Genomic DNA, 16,840 nt, shown 5'->3' with positions numbered 1-16,840 from the left:
GCGTCAGACGCCGAGCTTCGCCTCGCGGGCCTTCTCGACCGCCTCCTTGTCACCGTCGAGTTCGGCCTTGGCCGCGCCCTGCCGGCCGAAGGCGAACAACGTCAGCTCGCCCGGCTCGCCCGTGACCGTGACCACCGGAGTGGCACGGTTGGCCACCGCCGTACGGCCGTCGGGGCGGCGCAGCACCAGGCCCACCGGTGACTTGCGGCCCAGCACGCGGGCCATCTTCTCCAGGCGGCTCCACAGGGCGTCGCCGAAGACCGGGTCCACCTCGCGGGGCGTCCACTCCGGCTGCGCCCGCCGCACGTCCTCGGTGTGCACATAGAACTCGACCGTGTTGGCGGCCTCGTCCACCGGCTTGAGGGCGAACGGCGACAGCTTCGGCGGGCCCGTACGGATGAGCTGGACCAGCTCCTCGTACGGCTTCGCGGCGAGCTCCGCCTGCACCCGCTCCAGCCGGCCGGCCAGCGGCTTGAACACCGCGCCGGCGGCCGCGTCCGCACGGCGCTCGCGCACCACGACATGCGCCGCGAGATCGCGGGTGCGCCAGCCCTCGCACAGGGTCGGGGCGTCGGGACCCACCGTCTCCAACAGATCGGCCAGGAGCAGGCGTTCGCGCTGTGCATGCGTCGACATGACGCCACCCTACGACCGGTCGCGCCGCCGTGCCATGGCACCGGCCCCCGGCTGCTCCGGAGGAGCGGGCGGCTCAGCCCGGCAGCGGCGCGGTGAGCTTGGGCCCGTCGGGCGACAGGCTGCGGGTGAGCGCGCAGGTGACCTGGTCCTCGCCGCGCTCGTAGGTCCGCTTCACGGGGAAGAGCGAGAACGAGTAGAAGCGCTGGTGGCCGTCGGGCATGGCCCGCAGCCGGGCCCGCACCGCGCCCTCGCACAGCGCCCGGGCCCGCTCGCGTATCTCCTGCTGCGAGGAGAACGTGCCCGTCAGCGTCTCGTTCGCGACGACCTCGCCGTCGTGCCGGCCCGAGCAGGACGTGGTGCGCACCTCGGTGATGCCGCTGGTCAGCGTCGGATGGTCGAAGCACTGGCCGGGCTTGAGCACGACGTACTGCACCCGGTGCGCGTCCGGCGACGAGGAGGGGTCCGGCAGGCCGGACCCGCCCGGCGCGTGCTGCCGCGACGGCGCGTGCGAGGGCTTCGCGTCCTCGGCGTCCGCCTCCCGCTGCCCACCGCCCGCGACGAGGATCAGCCCGCCGACGACCACGCCCGCCGCCAGCACACAGGCGATCACGATCGCGGCGACCTTGGCGGCCTTCCCGCCCGAGGGCGGGGGAGGGGGCGGGGCGTACGGCTGCGCGTACGCCCCGTAGGGAGCGGGCTGCCCGTACGGACCGGGGGGCCCGTAGCCACCCGGCACCGGGCCGGGTGCGCCCGGGACGGGCCCCGCCGCAGCCGACAGCGGACCCGGCAAGCTCTGCGCCCCGTGCGCCGGTGGACCCGGAACCGCACCGGCTGCGGCCGCACCCTGTGCCCCCGGCAGCGGCCCCCGCGCGGGGGCCGCCCCGTGCCCCGGCGCCCCCGTCGGCGGGCCGAAGCCGCGGGGCGGGCCGAAGCCGTCGCCCGCGCCGGGCTGTGCGGCACCCGCACCGGTCGGCGGCGGGCCGGTCGGCGGCGGAGCGTTCGGCGGAGGCGGAGACGTCATGGACGAAGCATGCCGTACGCCACTGACACCCCCGCCCCCGGGTTGCCCGATCAAGGCCCGCACCGGCGGAAATGTCCGGCCGGGGCGGCAGAATGGACCCCATGACCGGCAACACCGCGCCCGCACGCCCCGGATCCTCCGCCCTCGACCCGGCCATCGCCGCCCGCCTCAAGCGCAGCCCCGACGGCCTGGTCCCCGCCATCGCCCAGCAGTACGACACCGGCGAGGTGCTCATGCTCGGGTGGATGGACGACGAGGCCCTGCACCGCACCCTGACCACCGGCCGCTGCACCTACTGGAGCCGCAGCCGCGCGGAGTACTGGGTCAAGGGCGACACCTCCGGCCACGTCCAGCACGTGAAGTCCGTCGCCCTGGACTGCGACGCCGACACCCTCCTGGTCAAGGTCGACCAGGTCGGCGCCGCCTGCCACACCGGTGACCGCACCTGCTTCGACGCGGGCACCCTCCCGGTCCGTCCGGGAACGGGACAGTAGGCTCCGCTGGCATGGCTGCCACGACCACGGGGGACGTCGCTCCCGCCACCGTTCCCGACGCCGAGACCTTCCGCACCCTCGCGAAGGACCGCCGGGTCATCCCGGTCACCCGGCGTCTCCTCGCCGACGGGGACACCCCTGTCGGCCTCTACCGCAAGCTCGCCGCCGAGCGGCCCGGCACCTTCCTGCTGGAGTCCGCCGAGAACGGGCGCACCTGGTCCCGCTACTCGTTCGTCGGCGTCCGCAGCGCCGCGACCCTCACCGTGCGGGACGGCGCCGCCCACTGGCTGGGCGCCCCGCCCGTGGGCGTGCCCACCGACGGCGACCCGCTGGCCGCGCTGCGCGCCACCGTCGAGGCCCTGCACACCCCCCGCGACCTCGTCGAGGACGCGGGCCTGCCGCCGTTCACCGGCGGCATGGTCGGCTATCTCGGCTACGACATCGTCCGCCGCCTGGAGAAGATCGGCGAGCACGGCGGGGAGGACCGCGACCCGCTGGGCCTGCCCGAGCTGACCATGCTGCTCACCTCCGACCTGGCCGTTCTCGACCACTGGAACGGCACGGTCCTGCTGATCGCCAACGCGATCAACCACAACGACCTGGAGACCGGCGTCGACGAGGCCTACGCCGACGCCCTCGCCCGCCTCGACGCCATGGCCGCCGACCTCGGCCGCCCCGCGCCCACCGGCCCCGCCGTGCTGCCGCCCGCCGAACTGCCGGAGTTCACCGCCCGCTGGGGCGGCCCCGACTTCATGACGGCCGTCGAGGACATCAAGGAGCGCATCCGCGCCGGCGAGGCGTTCCAGGTCGTGCCCTCCCAGCGCTTCGAGACGCCGTGCACGGCCTCCGCGCTGGACGTGTACCGGATGCTGCGGGCGACGAACCCCAGCCCGTACATGTACCTGATCCGCTTCGAGGGGTTCGACGTCGTCGGCTCCAGCCCCGAGGCGCTGGTGAAGGTCGAGGACGGGCACGCCATGCTGCACCCCATCGCCGGCACCCGCCCGCGCGGCGCGACCCCGCAGGCGGACGCGGCCCTCGCCGAGGAACTGCTCGCCGACCCCAAGGAGCGCGCCGAGCACCTGATGCTCGTCGACCTCGGCCGCAACGACCTGGGCCGGGTCTGCGAGCCCGGCAGCGTCGAGGTCGTCGACTTCATGTCGGTCGAGCGCTACAGCCACGTCATGCACATCGTCTCCACCGTCACCGGCCGGCTCGCCCCCGGCCGTACCGCCTTCGACGTGCTCACCGCGTGCTTCCCCGCCGGCACCCTCTCCGGGGCGCCCAAGCCGCGCGCGATGCAGATCATCGAGGAGCTGGAACCGGTGCGCCGGGGCCTGTACGGCGGCTGCGTCGGCTATCTCGACTTCGCGGGGGACTCCGACACCGCCATCGCGATCCGCACCGCCGTGCTGCGCGACGGCACCGCCTACGTCCAGGCGGGCGCGGGCATCGTCGCCGACTCCGACCCCGTCGCCGAGGACACCGAGTGCCGCAACAAGGCCGCCGCCGTCCTGCGGGCCGTCCGCGCGGCGGAACGCCTCGCCCCCTGACCGGACGCCCTGCGCGGGCGCACGGGTGACCCCCGGGCGCCCCCGCAGGAGATCCGAGAGATAGTGGTAACCGTGAGCGCAGCCGTACCGCATCCCCGCCCCCACGCCGAACCCGCGCGCCGCGGTGCCGGCAACCGGCGCAGTGTCGCCGCCGCCCTCGTGCTCGGTGCCGCCGGCGCCGCGCTCGTCCTGCTGGCCGGCAGCCGCACCTGGGCCGAGGGCACCGCCACCATCGCCCAGACCGCGATCGACAAGCACGCCACCGGAGCGCAGGTCACCGGCGTACCGGGCGCCCTGGCCGTCGTCGGCCTCGCCGCGCTCGTCGCCGTCTTCGCCGTCCGCGGCGTCTGGCGCACCGTCGTCGCCGCCCTGCTCGCCCTGTGCGGCGCGGGCGTCGTCGCGAGCGCCGTCGACGGCGCCTTCGACACCGCCGCCCTGGAGGAGCAGGCCGCCAAGGCCACGGGCCTGGCCCACGCCGCCGTCGCCGACGTCAGCCACACCGCCTGGCCGTGGGTCGCCCTCGCCGGCGGCGCGCTGCTGCTGCTCGCCGGCCTCCTCGCCCTGCGCTTCGGCCGCAACTGGCCCGCCATGTCGGGCCGTTACGAGCGCGACGGCGCCCCGCGCCCGCGCCGCACCGCCCGCACCGCCCCCGACCCCGAGCGCCCCGAGGAGCTGTGGAAGGCCCTCGACCGGGGCGAGGACCCCACCGGCGGCGGCCCCCAGCGCCCTTCCGACTGACCGCGTCCCCCCGTCCGACCGGCCGCGGCGCACGCCCAGCCGACGCGCTGACACGCCGACCCCGGCGCGAGTCCGCCCCGGCCCGTACGGGACAATGGGCCGCAGCGTTTTCCGCGCCCGCAGGCGCGCCACAGCAACGAGGAGTCAACTCATGGCGGGTAACGACGTTCACCACGGACACACTCCGGCCGCCTGGACCGGCGTCATCATCGCTTTCATCGGCTTCTGCGTCGCCGGTGTGTTCATGGTGATGGCCAACGCGGTCGGCTTCTGGGCCGGTATCGGGCTCATCCTCCTCGGCGGTGTCGTCGGCGGCATCATGCGCCTGATGGGCAAGGGCCAGTACCCCGAGCCGATCGCGGTGGGCCAGAAGGGCTGACCCTCGCGCTGCGCGCTCCCGCACGCTCTTCCAAGGCGCGGTCCGGACGTTCCCGGGCTGCGCCTTCGCGCTCTCCGGGGCAGACTGCGGCTGTGAGGCAGTCCCGGACCGCGGCCCCCTCCCTGCCCCGCCGCCTCGCACCCCCGCTCGCGGTCGGCGCCGGGGTCGCCGCCGCCTTCGCCCGCGTCGGGGCCGTCGACCCGGGCACCCCCGGGCACTACCCCGCCTGCCCCTTCCTGCGGCTGACCGGTCTGTACTGCCCCGCCTGCGGCGGGCTGCGCGGCGCCCACGCGCTCGTCCACGGCGAGCTCCTCACGGCCCTCGGCGCGAACGCGCTCGCCGTCGCCGGATACGCCGCTTTCGCCCTGCTGTGGGGCACCTGGCTCGCCCGGACCGTCCGCGGACGCGCGGGCGTGCGCCTGCCGCTGCGGGCCGCCCACTGGTGGGCCCTGGGGGCGGCTGTCACGCTGTTCACGGTGGTACGGAACCTGCCGTACGGGTCCGTGCTCGCCCCCTGACGCGTCCACCCGCGCGTCCACGTGATGGGATCGCGGTCGACCGGATGCGAGACCTTCGCCCTCCGGCAAGTACCATCGCAGTGCCTGGTGAGGTGCGGTGCCCGGTGAGGCCGGACCTGCCGTACGCCAGCCCTGACGATCCGAGTCCGGAAGGGGGCCGCTCGCGTGAGTGTGCTCGACGAGATCATCGACGGAGTCCGTGCCGACCTCGCGGAGCGGCAGGCGCGCGTCAGCCTCGACGAGCTCAAGGAGCGCGCGGCCAGGGCCCCGCAGGCCAGGGACGGCGCGGCCGCCCTGCGCGGCGAGAACGTCAGCGTGATCTGCGAGGTCAAGCGCTCCAGCCCCTCCAAGGGCGCGCTCGCCGCGATCGCCGACCCCGCCGGGCTCGCCGCCGACTACGAGGCGGGCGGCGCGTCCGTCATCAGCGTCCTGACCGAGCAGCGCCGCTTCGGCGGCTCGCTCGCCGACCTGGAGGCCGTCCGCGCCCGGGTCGACATCCCCGTCCTGCGCAAGGACTTCATCGTCACCGCCTACCAGCTGTGGGAGGCCCGCGCGCACGGCGCCGACCTCGTCCTGCTGATCGTCGCCGCGCTGGAGCAGGAGGCCCTGGTCTCGCTGATCGAGCGCGCCGAGTCGATCGGCCTGACCCCCCTCGTCGAGGTCCACGACGAGGACGAGGTCGAGCGCGCGGTGGCCGCCGGGGCCCGGGTCATCGGCGTCAACGCCCGTAACCTCAAGACGCTTGAGGTGGACCGGGGCACTTTCGCCCGCGTCGCCCCCACGATCCCCGACGGCATCATCAAGGTCGCCGAGTCGGGCGTGCGCGGCCCCCACGACCTGATCGCCTACGCGAACGACGGCGCCGACGCGGTGCTCGTCGGCGAGTCCCTGGTGACCGGACGCGACCCGAAGGGCGCGGTCGCCGACCTCGTGGCGGCCGGGGCGCACCCCGCGCTGCGGCACGGGCACGGACGGGACTGACCCGCGATGACCGCGTACGCGCGCCTGGCCCGGGGGTGCCGCCCCCGGGGCTGCCGCGCGCCCGCGCGGCGGGTGCGCGGGCGGCGCGTGCGGTATCACATCGGCTGTGAGCCTGGGCAGGTCAACGGGCGGCGATGGCGTCGCGTCGCTGCGCTGTAGCTGATCTGTTTCGCCGGGTGCGGCGCCATCGCGCCTGCGGCGGGCCATTCGCTCCCGCCCACCCGTTGCCCCGAACCTCACAGCTTTCTCAGGAGTACCTCCGTGTCCTCTGAATTCTTCATCCCCGACCCCGAGGGACAAGTCCCCACCCCCGCCGGCTACTTCGGCTCCTACGGCGGCAAGTTCATCCCCGAAGCGCTCGTCGCCGCCGTCGACGAGGTCGCCACCGAGTACGAGAAGGCCAAGGCGGACCCCGCCTTCGCGGCCGAGCTCAACGACCTGATGGTCAACTACACGGGGCGGCCCAGCGCCCTGACCGAGGTGCCGCGCTTCGCCGAGCACGCGGGCGGGGCCCGGGTGTTCCTCAAGCGCGAGGACCTCAACCACACCGGCTCCCACAAGATCAACAATGTGCTGGGGCAGGCCCTGCTCACCAAGCGCATGGGCAAGACCCGCGTCATCGCCGAGACCGGCGCCGGCCAGCACGGCGTCGCGACCGCCACCGCCTGCGCGCTGTTCGGCCTGGAGTGCACCATCTACATGGGCGAGGTCGACACCAAGCGCCAGGCCCTCAACGTGGCCCGGATGCGCATGCTCGGCGCCGAGGTCATCGCCGTGAAGTCCGGCAGCCGCACCCTGAAGGACGCCATCAACGAGGCGTTCCGCGACTGGGTCGCCAACGTCGACCGCACCCACTACCTGTTCGGCACGGTCGCCGGACCGCACCCCTTCCCGGCGCTGGTGCGCGACTTCCACCGCGTCATCGGCGTCGAGGCGCGCCGCCAGATCCTGGAGCGCACGGGCCGGCTGCCGGACGCGGCCGTCGCCTGCGTGGGCGGCGGCTCCAACGCCATCGGCCTCTTCCACGCGTTCCTCCCCGACACGTCCGTACGGCTCGTGGGCTGCGAGCCCGGCGGGCACGGCGTCACCAGCGGCGAGCACGCCGCGACGCTGACCGCCGGCACGCCCGGCATCCTGCACGGCTCGCGCTCGTACGTCCTGCAGGACGAGGACGGGCAGATCACCGAGCCGTACTCGATCTCGGCCGGGCTCGACTACCCGGGCATCGGCCCCGAGCACTCGTACCTGAAGGACACCGGCCGCGCCGAGTACCGCGCCGTCACCGACGACGAGGCCATGCAGGCGCTGCGGCTGCTGTCGCGCACCGAGGGCATCATCCCGGCCATCGAGAGCGCGCACGCCCTCGCGGGAGCCCTGGAGATCGGCAGGGAACTGGGCGCGGAGGGACTGATCCTGGTCAACCTCTCCGGACGCGGCGACAAGGACATGGACACGGCGGCCCGCTACTTCGGACTCTACGACTCCGGGAACGGCGGCGACGAGGGGGCGGCGAAGTGAGCGGCAACATCGAGCTGTTGAGCCGGGCGATCGCCGGGGCCAGGGAGGAGGGCCGGGCCGCGCTCGTCGGCTACCTCCCCGCCGGCTTCCCGACCGTCGACGACGGCGTACGCGCCGTCACCGCGATGATCGAGGGCGGCTGCGACATCGTCGAGGTCGGCCTGCCGCACAGCGACCCCGTCCTCGACGGCCCCGTCATCCAGACCGCCGACGACATCGCGCTGCGCGGCGGCATCCGCATCACCGACGTCATCCGCACGGTCCGCGAGGCGCACGCCGCGACGGGCGCGCCGGTGCTGTGCATGACGTACTGGAACCCCGTCGACGCCTACGGGGTCGAGCGCTTCGCCGCCGACCTCGCGGCGGCCGGGGGAGCGGGCTGTATCCTGCCCGACCTCCCCGTCGAGGAGGCCGACGTGTGGCGCAAGGCGGCCGAACAGCACGGCCTGGCCACGGTGTTCGTCGTCGCGCCGAGCAGCCGCGACGAGCGCCTCGCGAAGATCACGGCGGCGGGCAGCGGTTTCGTGTACGCGGCCTCGCTGATGGGCGTCACCGGAACGAGGGAGTCCGTCGGGCACGAGGCGCGCGAACTGGTGCGCCGTACGCGGGCCGTGACCGAACTCCCCGTGTGCGTCGGCCTCGGCGTCTCCGACGCACGGCAGGCCCAGGAGGTCGGCTCCTTCGCCGACGGCGTCATCGTCGGCTCCGCGTTCGTCAAGCGGCTGCTGGACGCGCCGGACGTGGAGGCGGGCCTGGCGGGCGTACGGGCGCTGGCGGGCGAGCTGGCCGCGGGGGTCCGCGGCCGGGCCTAACCCCTCGGCAGGGGTACCCCTTTGACGGGGTAACCCTTTGGAAGGAACCGGCGGCCGGGGACGTGGACGACGCGTCCCCGGCCCGCCGTCCGCTCGTTGTCCAGGGATGTGAACCCGAAGAACAAGGACGGAAAGCGCAGCGCCCGCGAGCGGCTGCGGGAACAGCGCGAGAAGGAAGTGGCCCGCGCGCAACGCAAACGCACCCTGATCGCGGCCGTCGTGGTGGTCGCGGTCCTCGGCGCCGGCGCGGGCATCGCGGCCGTCGTCGCCGGCTCCCACAAGCCGAAGAAGCCGGAGGTCGCGGGCCCCCTGGTCGCCCCCCAGGGCGCCACCGGCAAGGACAACGTCACCATCCCCCTCGGCCCGTCCTCCGCGAAGTCCACCCTCACCGTCTACGAGGACTTCCGCTGCCCCGGCTGCGGCCAGTTCGAGAACGTCTTCCGTGACACGGTCCACGACCTGGAGAACAAGGGCGAGTTGAAGGCCGACTACCATCTGGTGACCCTGATCGACAAAAACCTGGGCGGTACCGGCTCCCTGAACGCGGCGAACGCGGCGGCGTGCGCCCAGGACGCCGGGAAGTTCGGCGCGTACCACGACGTCCTCTACAAGAACCAGCCCCTTGAGACGAATGACGCCTTCGCGAAGAAGTCCCGCCTGCTGGACCTGGCCGGCCAGGTGCCGGGGCTGCGCACCGCCGAGTTCGAGAAGTGCGTCACGGACGGCACGCACAACAGCTGGGTGAAGAAGTCGAACGAGGCGTTCAACTCCTCGCAGTACAAGGCGACTCCGACGGTGCTCGTCAACGGCAAGAGTGTGTACGGGGACCCGGCGAATCCGCTGACGCCGGACAAGCTGCGCAAGCTGGTGGGGGAGGGGCCGAAGGGGTAGGGAATTGCGGTGGGGGTGGGGGCAGGGGCGGGCGGTACGTTGGAAAATCGGGTGTGCTCAATGAGTTTGGCGTGCAGCATGGCGGAATGCCGGATTTGCTGTGGGACGACGTCAGGAACTTCTTCGACCCGGATCTGATGGGCGCTCTGCCGGACGTGTGCGTGGAGAACACTTCGGTCGAGGACTGGCAGGCGGTCTTCGACCTGATCCGGTCGAGCGGGTGGACATGGGAGTACGTGGAGGGCAGCGCCGCGGGGCCGCTGCCTCTCGCGGCGGAGGTGTTGCCGCGTCCGGACGATGCGGAGTCGGTCGTTTTGCGGGTCTGGCCTGTGCCGGGTGTGTGCGTCCACTTCTGGCTGATGTCCGCTGAGGAGATCGACTTCGATGTCGACCTCCGGGAGTTGCAGGGCCAGGAAGGAGTGGACACCCTCTGCCGGTTTCTGAGCACGCTCGGCCGGAGGCTGAACAAAATGGTGGCCATGACCGACGAGGGCGGCTACGGGCATCCGGTGCTCGGGTTCGATCCCGCGGCTGATCGCGTGGTGCTGATGGCGGATCCGGAGTCCGTTGGGCTGGCACCCGGTAGCGTGTCGGTGCCGGGTGCCAGCAGAATCCGGTAGCCCACGCGAAGGCCCAGCAATGGAATGGATCAGCCCAGAAGAAGAATGCGCCCTCCTGAACGCTCGCGAGCTCTCCCCTCTCTGGTCCCTCCTGGCGGACTGGTCGGAGAGCGAGGACGAAGAGGTGTGGCGCCGACACATCCCCGTCTTCACGCGGATCATTTCCCGGTGGTCTCAGGAGAAGTACATCGTGGTGCACTCGGGCCCCGAGTGGCCGGCCTGCGAAGCCGGTGATGTGGTCGCGGGATCCGCACTGGAACGGCTCCTCGCGGATCCGGCCACGTGGGAGTACCAGGAGGATCCTGTCCGCGTGATCGGACTGGCCCCCGGCGAGAACTTCACAGTACTCAGCTCTCCACCGCAGGGAAGCTGAGCAGCGCTCGCGCGTGCGGTCCGGCAGGTCGTGCCGACCCTCAGCCCTCCCGAGGCGGAGCGCCGGGTAGCGAGCGGTGATGTGCTCACTGCAGGCCGCTTGCCTGTGCGTTTGCCGGGCGGTAGAGCGGCCTTCGTCTGTACCCCGTGCAGTTGCTGGTCAAGAAGCCGGGTGCCCCGGAGAAGCGGCTCTTGCGGGTCACCCGGCTTCTCATGGTGTCGGTGGTTCAGGACAGGAGCGCTTGGGTGAGCGCGGCGACGTGGGCCTGTCCGGTGGCGTTGGGGTGCAGGGGGGCCGAGGGGGAGGTGGGGATGAGGCCCTCGGTCCATTTGACTCCCGGCTGCTGGCACGCGTCGTGCCCGGTGAAGTTGCCGGGGTTGCTGAACAGCGTGTGATGGCCGCCGGCGACGGTTCCGAGCACGGCGTTCATCTGCCGGAAGAGGCCGTGGACGTAGGGGACGTCGCCGCGAGCGATGGGCAGCAGTGGCCAGCATCCGGTGGTGGGCGGCGCCAGTTGCAGGTAGCCGACGAGGACGACGGTCGCGTGGGGGGAACGCTGGTGGATGCCGTCGAGGACACCGGCGACCTTCGGGGCGGCCTCGTTGATCATCGCGGCCGCCTGATCGGTCCCGCCCGCGGTGTAGTGCCGCTGGCAGGGGTTGCCCAGCGGGTCGGTGAGGCTGCCCTGAAGGCAGGTGAGGAGGATGGGGCTGAGGACGTCGTTCCCGGAGATGGTGACCGTGACCAGGTCGGTGTCGGGGGTCAGCGCGTCGAACTGGGGCGGGTTCTGGCCGAGCGGCTGCACGCTCTGCGGGGTGGTCATGTTGGTGGTCGTGGCGCCGGCGCAGGAGACGTCGACGAAGTCGGCCACCCCGAGCGACCTGGCGAGGTCGCTGGGGTAGTTGTCCGTGGCCCGGCCGCACCCGGCAGGGGTGCCGTGGACCTTCGTGACGGTGCCGACGGCCGCGAAGGAGTCCCCCAGCGCGACATAGCGGCTGTAGCCGGCGCGGGCCCAGGCGGTGGTGGGGGCGGCTGCGGTGAGCCCGCCCGCCACCACGATCGCCGAGGTCAGGGCGGCCAGCAGTCGGCGCGTTCTGTGCCGGAGGGTGTGACGGGTCATGGCTGTTTCCCTCCCCTTGAGCAGGCCGGCACTGCCGGCCGACGCGAATCACCGGACCTTCGTGGACCGCGCGTCAGCCCCGCTCAAAGGGGCAGGAGAAGGGGATCGGCGTACGGTCCGACGAATCCCTCCCCTTCCATCCGCGCACGCACGCCCCAAGCCACCGCGCACACCCCCGCGAATCTTTGCTCCATAGGTCACTGAAACGGGGGAAGCCTCAAGGCGCGCTCAGAGAGCGCCACGAGGGCTGCGGGCGTGCCACTCGACCAGTAGCTGTCACGGGCGGGCCAACACTAAGGGGGCAATTGGCCCCTGAGTGGCCCTCAGAGCGAGGAAATGGCCCCACTGTCGGGGAACCTGCATCAACTCCGCGCCTACAGTGCGCCGTTTATCACGCCAGAACGGAACGCGTTCCATTCATCAGTGGTGTAGCGCAGGTCGGGGCGGTCCGGGTCCTTGGAATCACGGACGGCAACCCCTCCGCCGGGCAAGTCGGCAATTTCGACGCAGTGTTCGCCGCCGTTGCTGTATGACGACTTGCGCCAGAGGGCGCCGCTCAGGTCGTGATCGCGCAGGCTTTCTATGCCGTTCATGTCTGGCCGTCCTTTTCCATGATCTTCCTGATGATCTCCCGTGACTGGTCCACGGGGAGTGCGGCAGCGACGATGTTGTCGAAGGCTTTCTCGAAGACGTCCACATGATGGGTACCCTCAACGAACTGACCGCCCACCAGGTTTTCGGTGAGCACGACGGTCGGCCATGGGTGAGGGAACCGAACGACCTCGAAAAGGCCGCTCATTCCGGGGTTCGGCGGCATGGCCACCGGCATGATCTGAAGCGTGATGTTCGGCAGGTCGGACATGTCCAACAGGTGCCGGAGCTGGTCGCGCATGAGGTTCGGCTGTGATGCGAAGTGCTGGCGGAGCACGGATTCGTGGATGACAGCCCGGAAATCGAGCGGCGGTCTGGCGGCCCGTGCAGTCAGTACGGACTGACGTGCCTTGCGCACTTCGGCGAGGGCGTTGACCTCTTCCTGCGGTCGCCAGAACGAAGTGGCGGCGATGACCTGCCGGGCGTAGCTTCCGGTCTGCAACAAGCCGGGGATGAGGCTCATGGAGCAGATCCGTGTGCTCTCGGCGTCCCATTCGAGCGACAAGTAGTCCTTGTAGCCGGCGGCGACCACGTCTCCGTACGTCTGCCACCAGCCTTTCTTGCCCGCGTCCCTGGCCAGTCCTTCGATGGCCATGAGGACGTCCGGTGCGTCCACGCCGTAGACGCCGAGGAGTTTGGATGCCTCGACAGGGCGGATGTGGGCCTTGGCGTTCTCGATCCGGGACAGCTTGGTGCGGTCCCATCCCATCACCTCGGCCACCTGATCGAGGTTCATGCCCGCTTGGTTGCGGAACTTGCGGAGCGCTTCGCCGAGGCGTCGCCTTCGCAAGGTCGGTCGGGCTGGTTGGTTCGGCATGGACTGGTCGTCCTCCAAGGGTGGCGAACTGCCTTGCAGGGGTCGTGTGTTGGACCCTGTGGGTTGCATTGTGACTCCGTCGGGTTGTGCGCGTCGATAAGAACATGGGTTCAGTGCCGGTTGGGGTGGGTCGCTACCTTGCACGGCCGGGTTTCGCGGGAGCACTCTGACGGTGCCGGGTCGATGCGCACCGCTACCGCGCCCACCCTGGCGATCAGTACGCCGCGCGTTTCGCTCACGATGGAGCCGACCCATGCCCCACTTCCCGGGTACCGCCATGCCTCCGTTCCCCCTGGGGGAAGAGCGCAAGACCCTCCAGCAGAAGCTCAAGGAGAAGCATCCACTGGTGACACCCGAGAACAGCGCCCGCAACGTCTCCGGGTTGGAGCGCGACGTCATCAACACCACCGTGCGGTGGGCGCTGGACCAGTTGCCGTTGGCCGGAGTCGTGGACGGCCTCATCGCTGAGCTGCGCCGGCACATCGCGAGCCTGGTGCCCGTCGTGGAGGCCAAGGACTGGGAGAGGCACGGGCGAGGACAGCTCGTCGGCCTGATCCTCCGCGAGGTCCGCGCGAAGCTCGACGCTGTGCCTCCAGCCGATGCGCAGGCCGCCGGCAAGGCTGTGTACGCCCAGGAACTCGCCCGGACTTGCCGAGCGCTCCTGTCCCTGGCCCTCGCCGACCCGGGCGACGAGCAGCAGCACACGGCGGTTGCTCCGTAAGCAGCGACGCGCTGCCGGACAGTGGCCTGGCCCCGGGTCGTTATGCTGCTTGCTTTTGGCCGGACAGAAAGACGAAAAGACGCCATGGTTGGAGAACAGCAGACCGGGGTGCGGGTCGAGCTGACTTATGTGCCGACGCTCGAAGACCTTCGGCAGGCGTTGAACGCCCGGACGCGGGCCTCGGCCTCGGCGCGTCGGACGCGGTGGCTCCTGATGGTGTCCGGGGTGCTCGCGGTGGTCGTGGAGGCGGCTTCGCTGGTGCTCAATGGCAAGTTCATGGTGCCGATGTGCGTGATTCCGGTGATCGTGCTTTTCATGCTCTTCGGGCTGCCCCGTCTCCAGGCCCGGCAGTTCTACCGGGTCGTGGCCGCGCAAGGGCGGTGCCGCACGGTGGTGAGTGAACAAGGTCTGACTGTCGTCGCCGAAACGGCGTCCAGCAATCTGACGTGGCAAGCGATGCCCTGTTATGTCGAGACACCGGAGCTGTTCGTCCTGTTCAGCGGCGATCGGAATGCCTCCTGTCTCACCGTGCTGCCGAAGCGGGGTGTGAACGGGCCGGAGGATGTGGAGCGGCTGCGGGGCGTTCTCGACCGGTACGTCAGGCGCGTGTGACCTGGCGCGGTCTGCTGCACGCACTCCGGTGCCGAGCGGTGCCGCCGCACCCCGGAGGGTGGGCGACCCCTGTCAACGTGACGCGGCACGATTGACCCGCGACCTTCCTGATTGTCGGCAGGTTAGCCCGGCGTATCAGTACGCCGGTCATACGACCGTCGCTGTCGTTGGAGGGGAAGACTTGTGAGGAACGTTCAGCGAATCGCCGCCGCAGCAGCGCTCGTCGCCACGACGCTCGGGTTCGGCTGCGGTAGTGCCGTGGCCGCGTCGGGGTCCGATGGGGAGGCCCTGAGCATCTACTGCGACAACCCGTACAACGCGAGCCTGGTGGACGCCTCCGGTGGGGCCGCCGTGCTGCGGCAGACGCAGGATCTGCTGGGCGTCGGGCTGGGCGGGCACGGCACCGGGGGTTCCGGGTCGGGCGGCAGTGGCTCCGGTGGTGGGGCCACCAGTGGCAACGGCAGCGGTGGCAACGGCACCAGCAATGGGCAGGGCGGTGACGGTACCGGGGTCGGTACGGGCGCCGGGGCTTCCGTTCCCGTGGGGGTGGGCGCGCAGGGCGGTGACGCCCAGGGTCACGGCACCGGTACCGGTACGGGCGGCAACGGCTCCGGTCCCGCCTCCGGCGGCAACGGGCAGAGCGGGCCCGCCAACGGCGGTGCGGGATCGGGCGGTTCGAGCGCGGGCGGCGCCGGCCGGGGCGGTTCCGGTGCGGGCGGCGGCGAGCAGCACCAGGGTGCCGCCGCCAACGGCGGCAAGGGCGGCAGCGTGGACCTGAACAACGTCCAGCAGGCCACCAACAACCGCTGCGGTCGCAGCGCCGACATCGACGCCCACCACACGGTGCGCAACAGCTCCGCTGTCGACAAGAGCACCACGATCGACAACAGCAAGAGGACCGACAACTCGGTCCGCAACACCCACGTGCGGCACGAGACCGTCAAGGGCGGCCTGCTGTAAGAGAGATGAGGACGGGCCGTACGGGGGGCACCCCCCCGTACGGCCCGCTCATGCGCGCAGCGCAGCGCAAGCAGCCCGGCGAAGCTCAGGACGCCGGCTTCGGTCCCTGCATGTGCTGGCTGATCCACTGGATCAGGCCGCCGTTCTCCATGGCCGGCACGTACGACGCGGCGTTGTGCTCGCCGCCCTGGATGATGCTCAGCTTGGTGTGGATCGGGCCCTTCGTGTACTGCTTCACGAAGTCCTGGATCGGGGGCAGCGCCGAGGTTTCCTTGGTGCCGACCTGGAACGCGAGGTAGACGTCCGGGTGCCCGGACTGGATCAGCTTCGGGGCGAGCAGCTTGGGGTTGTTGGCCGCCTTCTCCGCGTCGTGGCCCTTCCACAGGTGGGAGTCGGGGGCGACGTCGGGGCCGGAGGCGATGACGGCCTTGAACTGGTCCGGCTTCTGCAGTACGGACTTCAGGCCCGCGAAGCCGCCCGTGGAGGAGCCCATGAAGGCCCAGCCGTCACGGGACTTCTGGGTGCGGAAGTTGGAGCGGACCAGGTCGGGGACGTCCTCGGTGAGCCAGGTGCCCATCTTCGGCTGGCCGGGGATGTCGCTGGCGTCCCAGTAGGTGCCCAGCATCGGGTCGTTCTTGTCCTTGTCGTGGTTCTCGGGGTTGAGCACCGGCATCGCGAGGATGAACGGCAGGCTCTTCCCCTCCTTGATCCACTGGGACATGCTCGACTGGAGCTTGAGGTCCTGGCCCATCCAGTAGTTCTTGGGGAAGCCCGCGCCGCCCGGCAGCGCGATCATCACCGGGAAGCCGCTCTTCGCGTACTTCGGGTCGTCGTACTCCTTGGGGGCCCACAGCCAGACCTTGCCCTTGAAGCCGGACTTCTTGCCCGTGATGGTCACGACCGCGACCTTCGTGCCGTCGCTCACGCTCGTCTCGATGGTCGGCTGCTCCGGGTACGCGCCGGTCGGCATGAGCACATTCGGGTCGCCGGACTTCTCCGGGGTGCCGCCCTTGCCGTCCTCCTGCTGTTTACCGAAGGTGATCGCCTCACCCTTGTCCGTGAACGGGGGTATCTCGAAGTAGCTCATCACCGGCCAGGCGATCAGGCCGAGGACGGCTATGCAGGCCACGACGAGGAGCCAGCGCTTGCCGCGACGGGGACGCCGACCGTGGGGGGCGTGGCCGCGCTGGTCGGGCCTGGTGTCGGATATCGGGGGGTACGTCATCGAGAGCTTGCTCCGGACTGTCGTGGCTGCCACACCCCAGGTGATCAGAGGGATCGGAGCGAGGTGTGAGATCTGTCGCGTCCTATGGGATGGGCGTGAGGGGCCAGGGGTTCCGGATTTACAAGAAAAGGGCCATAAGTACGAGACGGCGCCCACGGGGCGCCCCAGAGGCACCGGCAGCCCCCCTCCCACCGCTCGCC

21 protein-coding genes are annotated in these 16,840 nt (G+C 71.3%); 15 read left to right on the top strand and 6 right to left on the bottom strand.

The genetic code is table 11. The features are described 5' to 3' along the window. Positions 1–3: 3 nt before the first annotated feature. The gene (locus tag ACFP1Z_RS23335) at positions 4–636 is read right to left on the bottom strand and encodes a TIGR03085 family metal-binding protein (RefSeq protein ID WP_390319070.1); all 633 of its coding nucleotides are present in this window, start codon (positions 634–636) and stop codon (positions 4–6) included. 73 nt (positions 637–709) lie between these two features. Beyond that, entirely contained in the window at positions 710–1,657 is a 948-nt protein-coding gene (locus ACFP1Z_RS23330) for a septum formation family protein (RefSeq protein WP_390319068.1), read from the bottom strand. Positions 1,658–1,758: 101 nt separating this feature from the next. Here ACFP1Z_RS23330 and hisI point away from each other — a divergent pair, with 101 nt between their 5' ends. The 12 genes from hisI to ACFP1Z_RS23270 all read left to right on the top strand — a co-directional run bounded on the left by hisI (position 1,759) and on the right by ACFP1Z_RS23270 (position 10,534). Further along, the gene (gene hisI / locus ACFP1Z_RS23325; RefSeq protein WP_390319065.1) at positions 1,759–2,151 is read left to right on the top strand and encodes a phosphoribosyl-AMP cyclohydrolase; all 393 of its coding nucleotides are present in this window, start codon (positions 1,759–1,761) and stop codon (positions 2,149–2,151) included. Between the two features lie 11 nt (positions 2,152–2,162). Next, positions 2,163–3,704 (top strand): anthranilate synthase component I, encoded by a 1,542-nt coding sequence (locus ACFP1Z_RS23320; protein ID WP_390319062.1) that lies wholly within the window; start codon positions 2,163–2,165, stop codon positions 3,702–3,704. A gap of 72 nt (positions 3,705–3,776) precedes the next feature. Next, entirely contained in the window at positions 3,777–4,442 is a 666-nt protein-coding gene (locus ACFP1Z_RS23315) for a TIGR02234 family membrane protein (protein ID WP_390319060.1), read from the top strand. A gap of 151 nt (positions 4,443–4,593) precedes the next feature. Further along, positions 4,594–4,821, top strand: a complete 228-nt coding sequence (locus ACFP1Z_RS23310) for an HGxxPAAW family protein (RefSeq protein ID WP_390319058.1) — start codon at positions 4,594–4,596, stop codon at positions 4,819–4,821. A 92-nt stretch (positions 4,822–4,913) separates the two neighbouring features. Continuing rightward, positions 4,914–5,339, top strand: a complete 426-nt coding sequence (locus ACFP1Z_RS23305) for a DUF2752 domain-containing protein (RefSeq protein WP_390319056.1) — start codon at positions 4,914–4,916, stop codon at positions 5,337–5,339. A 165-nt stretch (positions 5,340–5,504) separates the two neighbouring features. Continuing rightward, the gene (gene trpC / locus ACFP1Z_RS23300; RefSeq protein WP_390319054.1) at positions 5,505–6,320 is read left to right on the top strand and encodes an indole-3-glycerol phosphate synthase TrpC; all 816 of its coding nucleotides are present in this window, start codon (positions 5,505–5,507) and stop codon (positions 6,318–6,320) included. Between the two features lie 6 nt (positions 6,321–6,326). After that, positions 6,327–6,479, top strand: a complete 153-nt coding sequence (gene trpM / locus ACFP1Z_RS23295) for a tryptophan biosynthesis modulator TrpM (protein WP_390319052.1) — start codon at positions 6,327–6,329, stop codon at positions 6,477–6,479. A gap of 102 nt (positions 6,480–6,581) precedes the next feature. After that, entirely contained in the window at positions 6,582–7,838 is a 1,257-nt protein-coding gene (gene trpB / locus ACFP1Z_RS23290; protein WP_390319050.1) for a tryptophan synthase subunit beta, read from the top strand. Further along, positions 7,835–8,650: a tryptophan synthase subunit alpha gene (trpA, locus tag ACFP1Z_RS23285; protein WP_390319047.1), complete on the top strand. Its 816-nt coding sequence runs from the start codon at positions 7,835–7,837 to the stop codon at positions 8,648–8,650. Before trpB ends, trpA begins: the two co-directional genes overlap by 4 nt. A 108-nt stretch (positions 8,651–8,758) precedes the next feature. Then, on the top strand, positions 8,759–9,541 hold the full coding sequence (locus ACFP1Z_RS23280) for a DsbA family protein (RefSeq protein ID WP_390319211.1): 783 nt from the start codon (positions 8,759–8,761) through the stop codon (positions 9,539–9,541). 86 nt (positions 9,542–9,627) lie between these two features. After that, positions 9,628–10,161, top strand: coding sequence for a hypothetical protein (locus ACFP1Z_RS23275; RefSeq protein ID WP_390319209.1), 534 nt, complete (start codon positions 9,628–9,630; stop codon positions 10,159–10,161). Between the two features lie 19 nt (positions 10,162–10,180). Continuing rightward, positions 10,181–10,534: a hypothetical protein gene (locus ACFP1Z_RS23270; protein ID WP_390319045.1), complete on the top strand. Its 354-nt coding sequence runs from the start codon at positions 10,181–10,183 to the stop codon at positions 10,532–10,534. 226 nt (positions 10,535–10,760) lie between these two features. Here ACFP1Z_RS23270 and ACFP1Z_RS23265 read toward each other — a convergent pair whose 3' ends face one another. The 3 genes from ACFP1Z_RS23265 to ACFP1Z_RS23255 form a co-directional block, all read right to left on the bottom strand. Then, complete coding sequence (locus ACFP1Z_RS23265) at positions 10,761–11,654, bottom strand: SGNH/GDSL hydrolase family protein (RefSeq protein ID WP_390319043.1); 894 nt, start codon at positions 11,652–11,654, stop codon at positions 10,761–10,763. 374 nt (positions 11,655–12,028) lie between these two features. Then, a complete protein-coding gene (locus ACFP1Z_RS23260; protein WP_390319041.1) occupies positions 12,029–12,247 on the bottom strand; it encodes a DUF397 domain-containing protein in 219 nt (72 codons plus the stop codon). Continuing rightward, positions 12,244–13,140 (bottom strand): helix-turn-helix domain-containing protein, encoded by an 897-nt coding sequence (locus tag ACFP1Z_RS23255; protein WP_390319039.1) that lies wholly within the window; start codon positions 13,138–13,140, stop codon positions 12,244–12,246. Before ACFP1Z_RS23255 ends, ACFP1Z_RS23260 begins: the two co-directional genes overlap by 4 nt. Before the next feature lie 235 nt (positions 13,141–13,375). Here ACFP1Z_RS23255 and ACFP1Z_RS23250 point away from each other — a divergent pair, with 235 nt between their 5' ends. The 3 genes from ACFP1Z_RS23250 to ACFP1Z_RS23240 all read left to right on the top strand — a co-directional run bounded on the left by ACFP1Z_RS23250 (position 13,376) and on the right by ACFP1Z_RS23240 (position 15,415). Continuing rightward, on the top strand, positions 13,376–13,843 hold the full coding sequence (locus ACFP1Z_RS23250; protein ID WP_390319037.1) for a DUF6415 family natural product biosynthesis protein: 468 nt from the start codon (positions 13,376–13,378) through the stop codon (positions 13,841–13,843). Between the two features lie 84 nt (positions 13,844–13,927). Beyond that, positions 13,928–14,455 carry a YcxB family protein gene (locus ACFP1Z_RS23245; protein ID WP_390319036.1) on the top strand — a complete coding sequence of 176 codons (528 nt, stop codon included), beginning with the start codon at positions 13,928–13,930 and terminating at the stop codon, positions 14,453–14,455. A gap of 183 nt (positions 14,456–14,638) precedes the next feature. Next, positions 14,639–15,415, top strand: a complete 777-nt coding sequence (locus ACFP1Z_RS23240) for a hypothetical protein (RefSeq protein WP_390319035.1) — start codon at positions 14,639–14,641, stop codon at positions 15,413–15,415. Positions 15,416–15,500: 85 nt separating this feature from the next. On the opposite strand, the gene ACFP1Z_RS23235 is transcribed toward ACFP1Z_RS23240, so the two are convergent. Next, on the bottom strand, positions 15,501–16,640 hold the full coding sequence (locus ACFP1Z_RS23235) for an alpha/beta hydrolase (RefSeq protein ID WP_390319033.1): 1,140 nt from the start codon (positions 16,638–16,640) through the stop codon (positions 15,501–15,503). Positions 16,641–16,840: the final 200 nt, after the last annotated feature.

It is taken from the genome of Streptomyces gamaensis (genome assembly GCF_042656465.1).
In the GTDB taxonomy this organism is placed as follows: domain Bacteria; phylum Actinomycetota; class Actinomycetes; order Streptomycetales; family Streptomycetaceae; genus Streptomyces; species Streptomyces gamaensis.
The sequence above is the reverse complement of the archived record's forward strand: the minus strand, read 5'-3'. Positions and strand labels throughout refer to the sequence as shown.

What these genes read in the sequence shown, in the direction of transcription:
- ACFP1Z_RS23275 (WP_390319209.1), top strand. Translation starts at nt 9,628, where the DNA reads ATGCCGGATTTGCTGTGGGACGACGTCAGGAACTTCTTCGACCCGGAT.
- ACFP1Z_RS23260 (WP_390319041.1), bottom strand. Translation starts at nt 12,247, where the DNA reads ATGAACGGCATAGAAAGCCTGCGCGATCACGACCTGAGCGGCGCCCTC.
- ACFP1Z_RS23245 (WP_390319036.1), top strand. Translation starts at nt 13,928, where the DNA reads ATGGTTGGAGAACAGCAGACCGGGGTGCGGGTCGAGCTGACTTATGTG.
- hisI (WP_390319065.1), top strand. Translation starts at nt 1,759, where the DNA reads ATGACCGGCAACACCGCGCCCGCACGCCCCGGATCCTCCGCCCTCGAC.
- trpM (WP_390319052.1), top strand. Translation starts at nt 6,327, where the DNA reads ATGACCGCGTACGCGCGCCTGGCCCGGGGGTGCCGCCCCCGGGGCTGC.
- ACFP1Z_RS23310 (WP_390319058.1), top strand. Translation starts at nt 4,594, where the DNA reads ATGGCGGGTAACGACGTTCACCACGGACACACTCCGGCCGCCTGGACC.
- ACFP1Z_RS23270 (WP_390319045.1), top strand. Translation starts at nt 10,181, where the DNA reads ATGGAATGGATCAGCCCAGAAGAAGAATGCGCCCTCCTGAACGCTCGC.
- ACFP1Z_RS23335 (WP_390319070.1), bottom strand. Translation starts at nt 636, where the DNA reads ATGTCGACGCATGCACAGCGCGAACGCCTGCTCCTGGCCGATCTGTTG.
- ACFP1Z_RS23320 (WP_390319062.1), top strand. Translation starts at nt 2,163, where the DNA reads ATGGCTGCCACGACCACGGGGGACGTCGCTCCCGCCACCGTTCCCGAC.
- ACFP1Z_RS23330 (WP_390319068.1), bottom strand. Translation starts at nt 1,657, where the DNA reads ATGACGTCTCCGCCTCCGCCGAACGCTCCGCCGCCGACCGGCCCGCCG.
- ACFP1Z_RS23265 (WP_390319043.1), bottom strand. Translation starts at nt 11,654, where the DNA reads ATGACCCGTCACACCCTCCGGCACAGAACGCGCCGACTGCTGGCCGCC.
- ACFP1Z_RS23235 (WP_390319033.1), bottom strand. Translation starts at nt 16,640, where the DNA reads ATGACGTACCCCCCGATATCCGACACCAGGCCCGACCAGCGCGGCCAC.
- ACFP1Z_RS23250 (WP_390319037.1), top strand. Translation starts at nt 13,376, where the DNA reads ATGCCCCACTTCCCGGGTACCGCCATGCCTCCGTTCCCCCTGGGGGAA.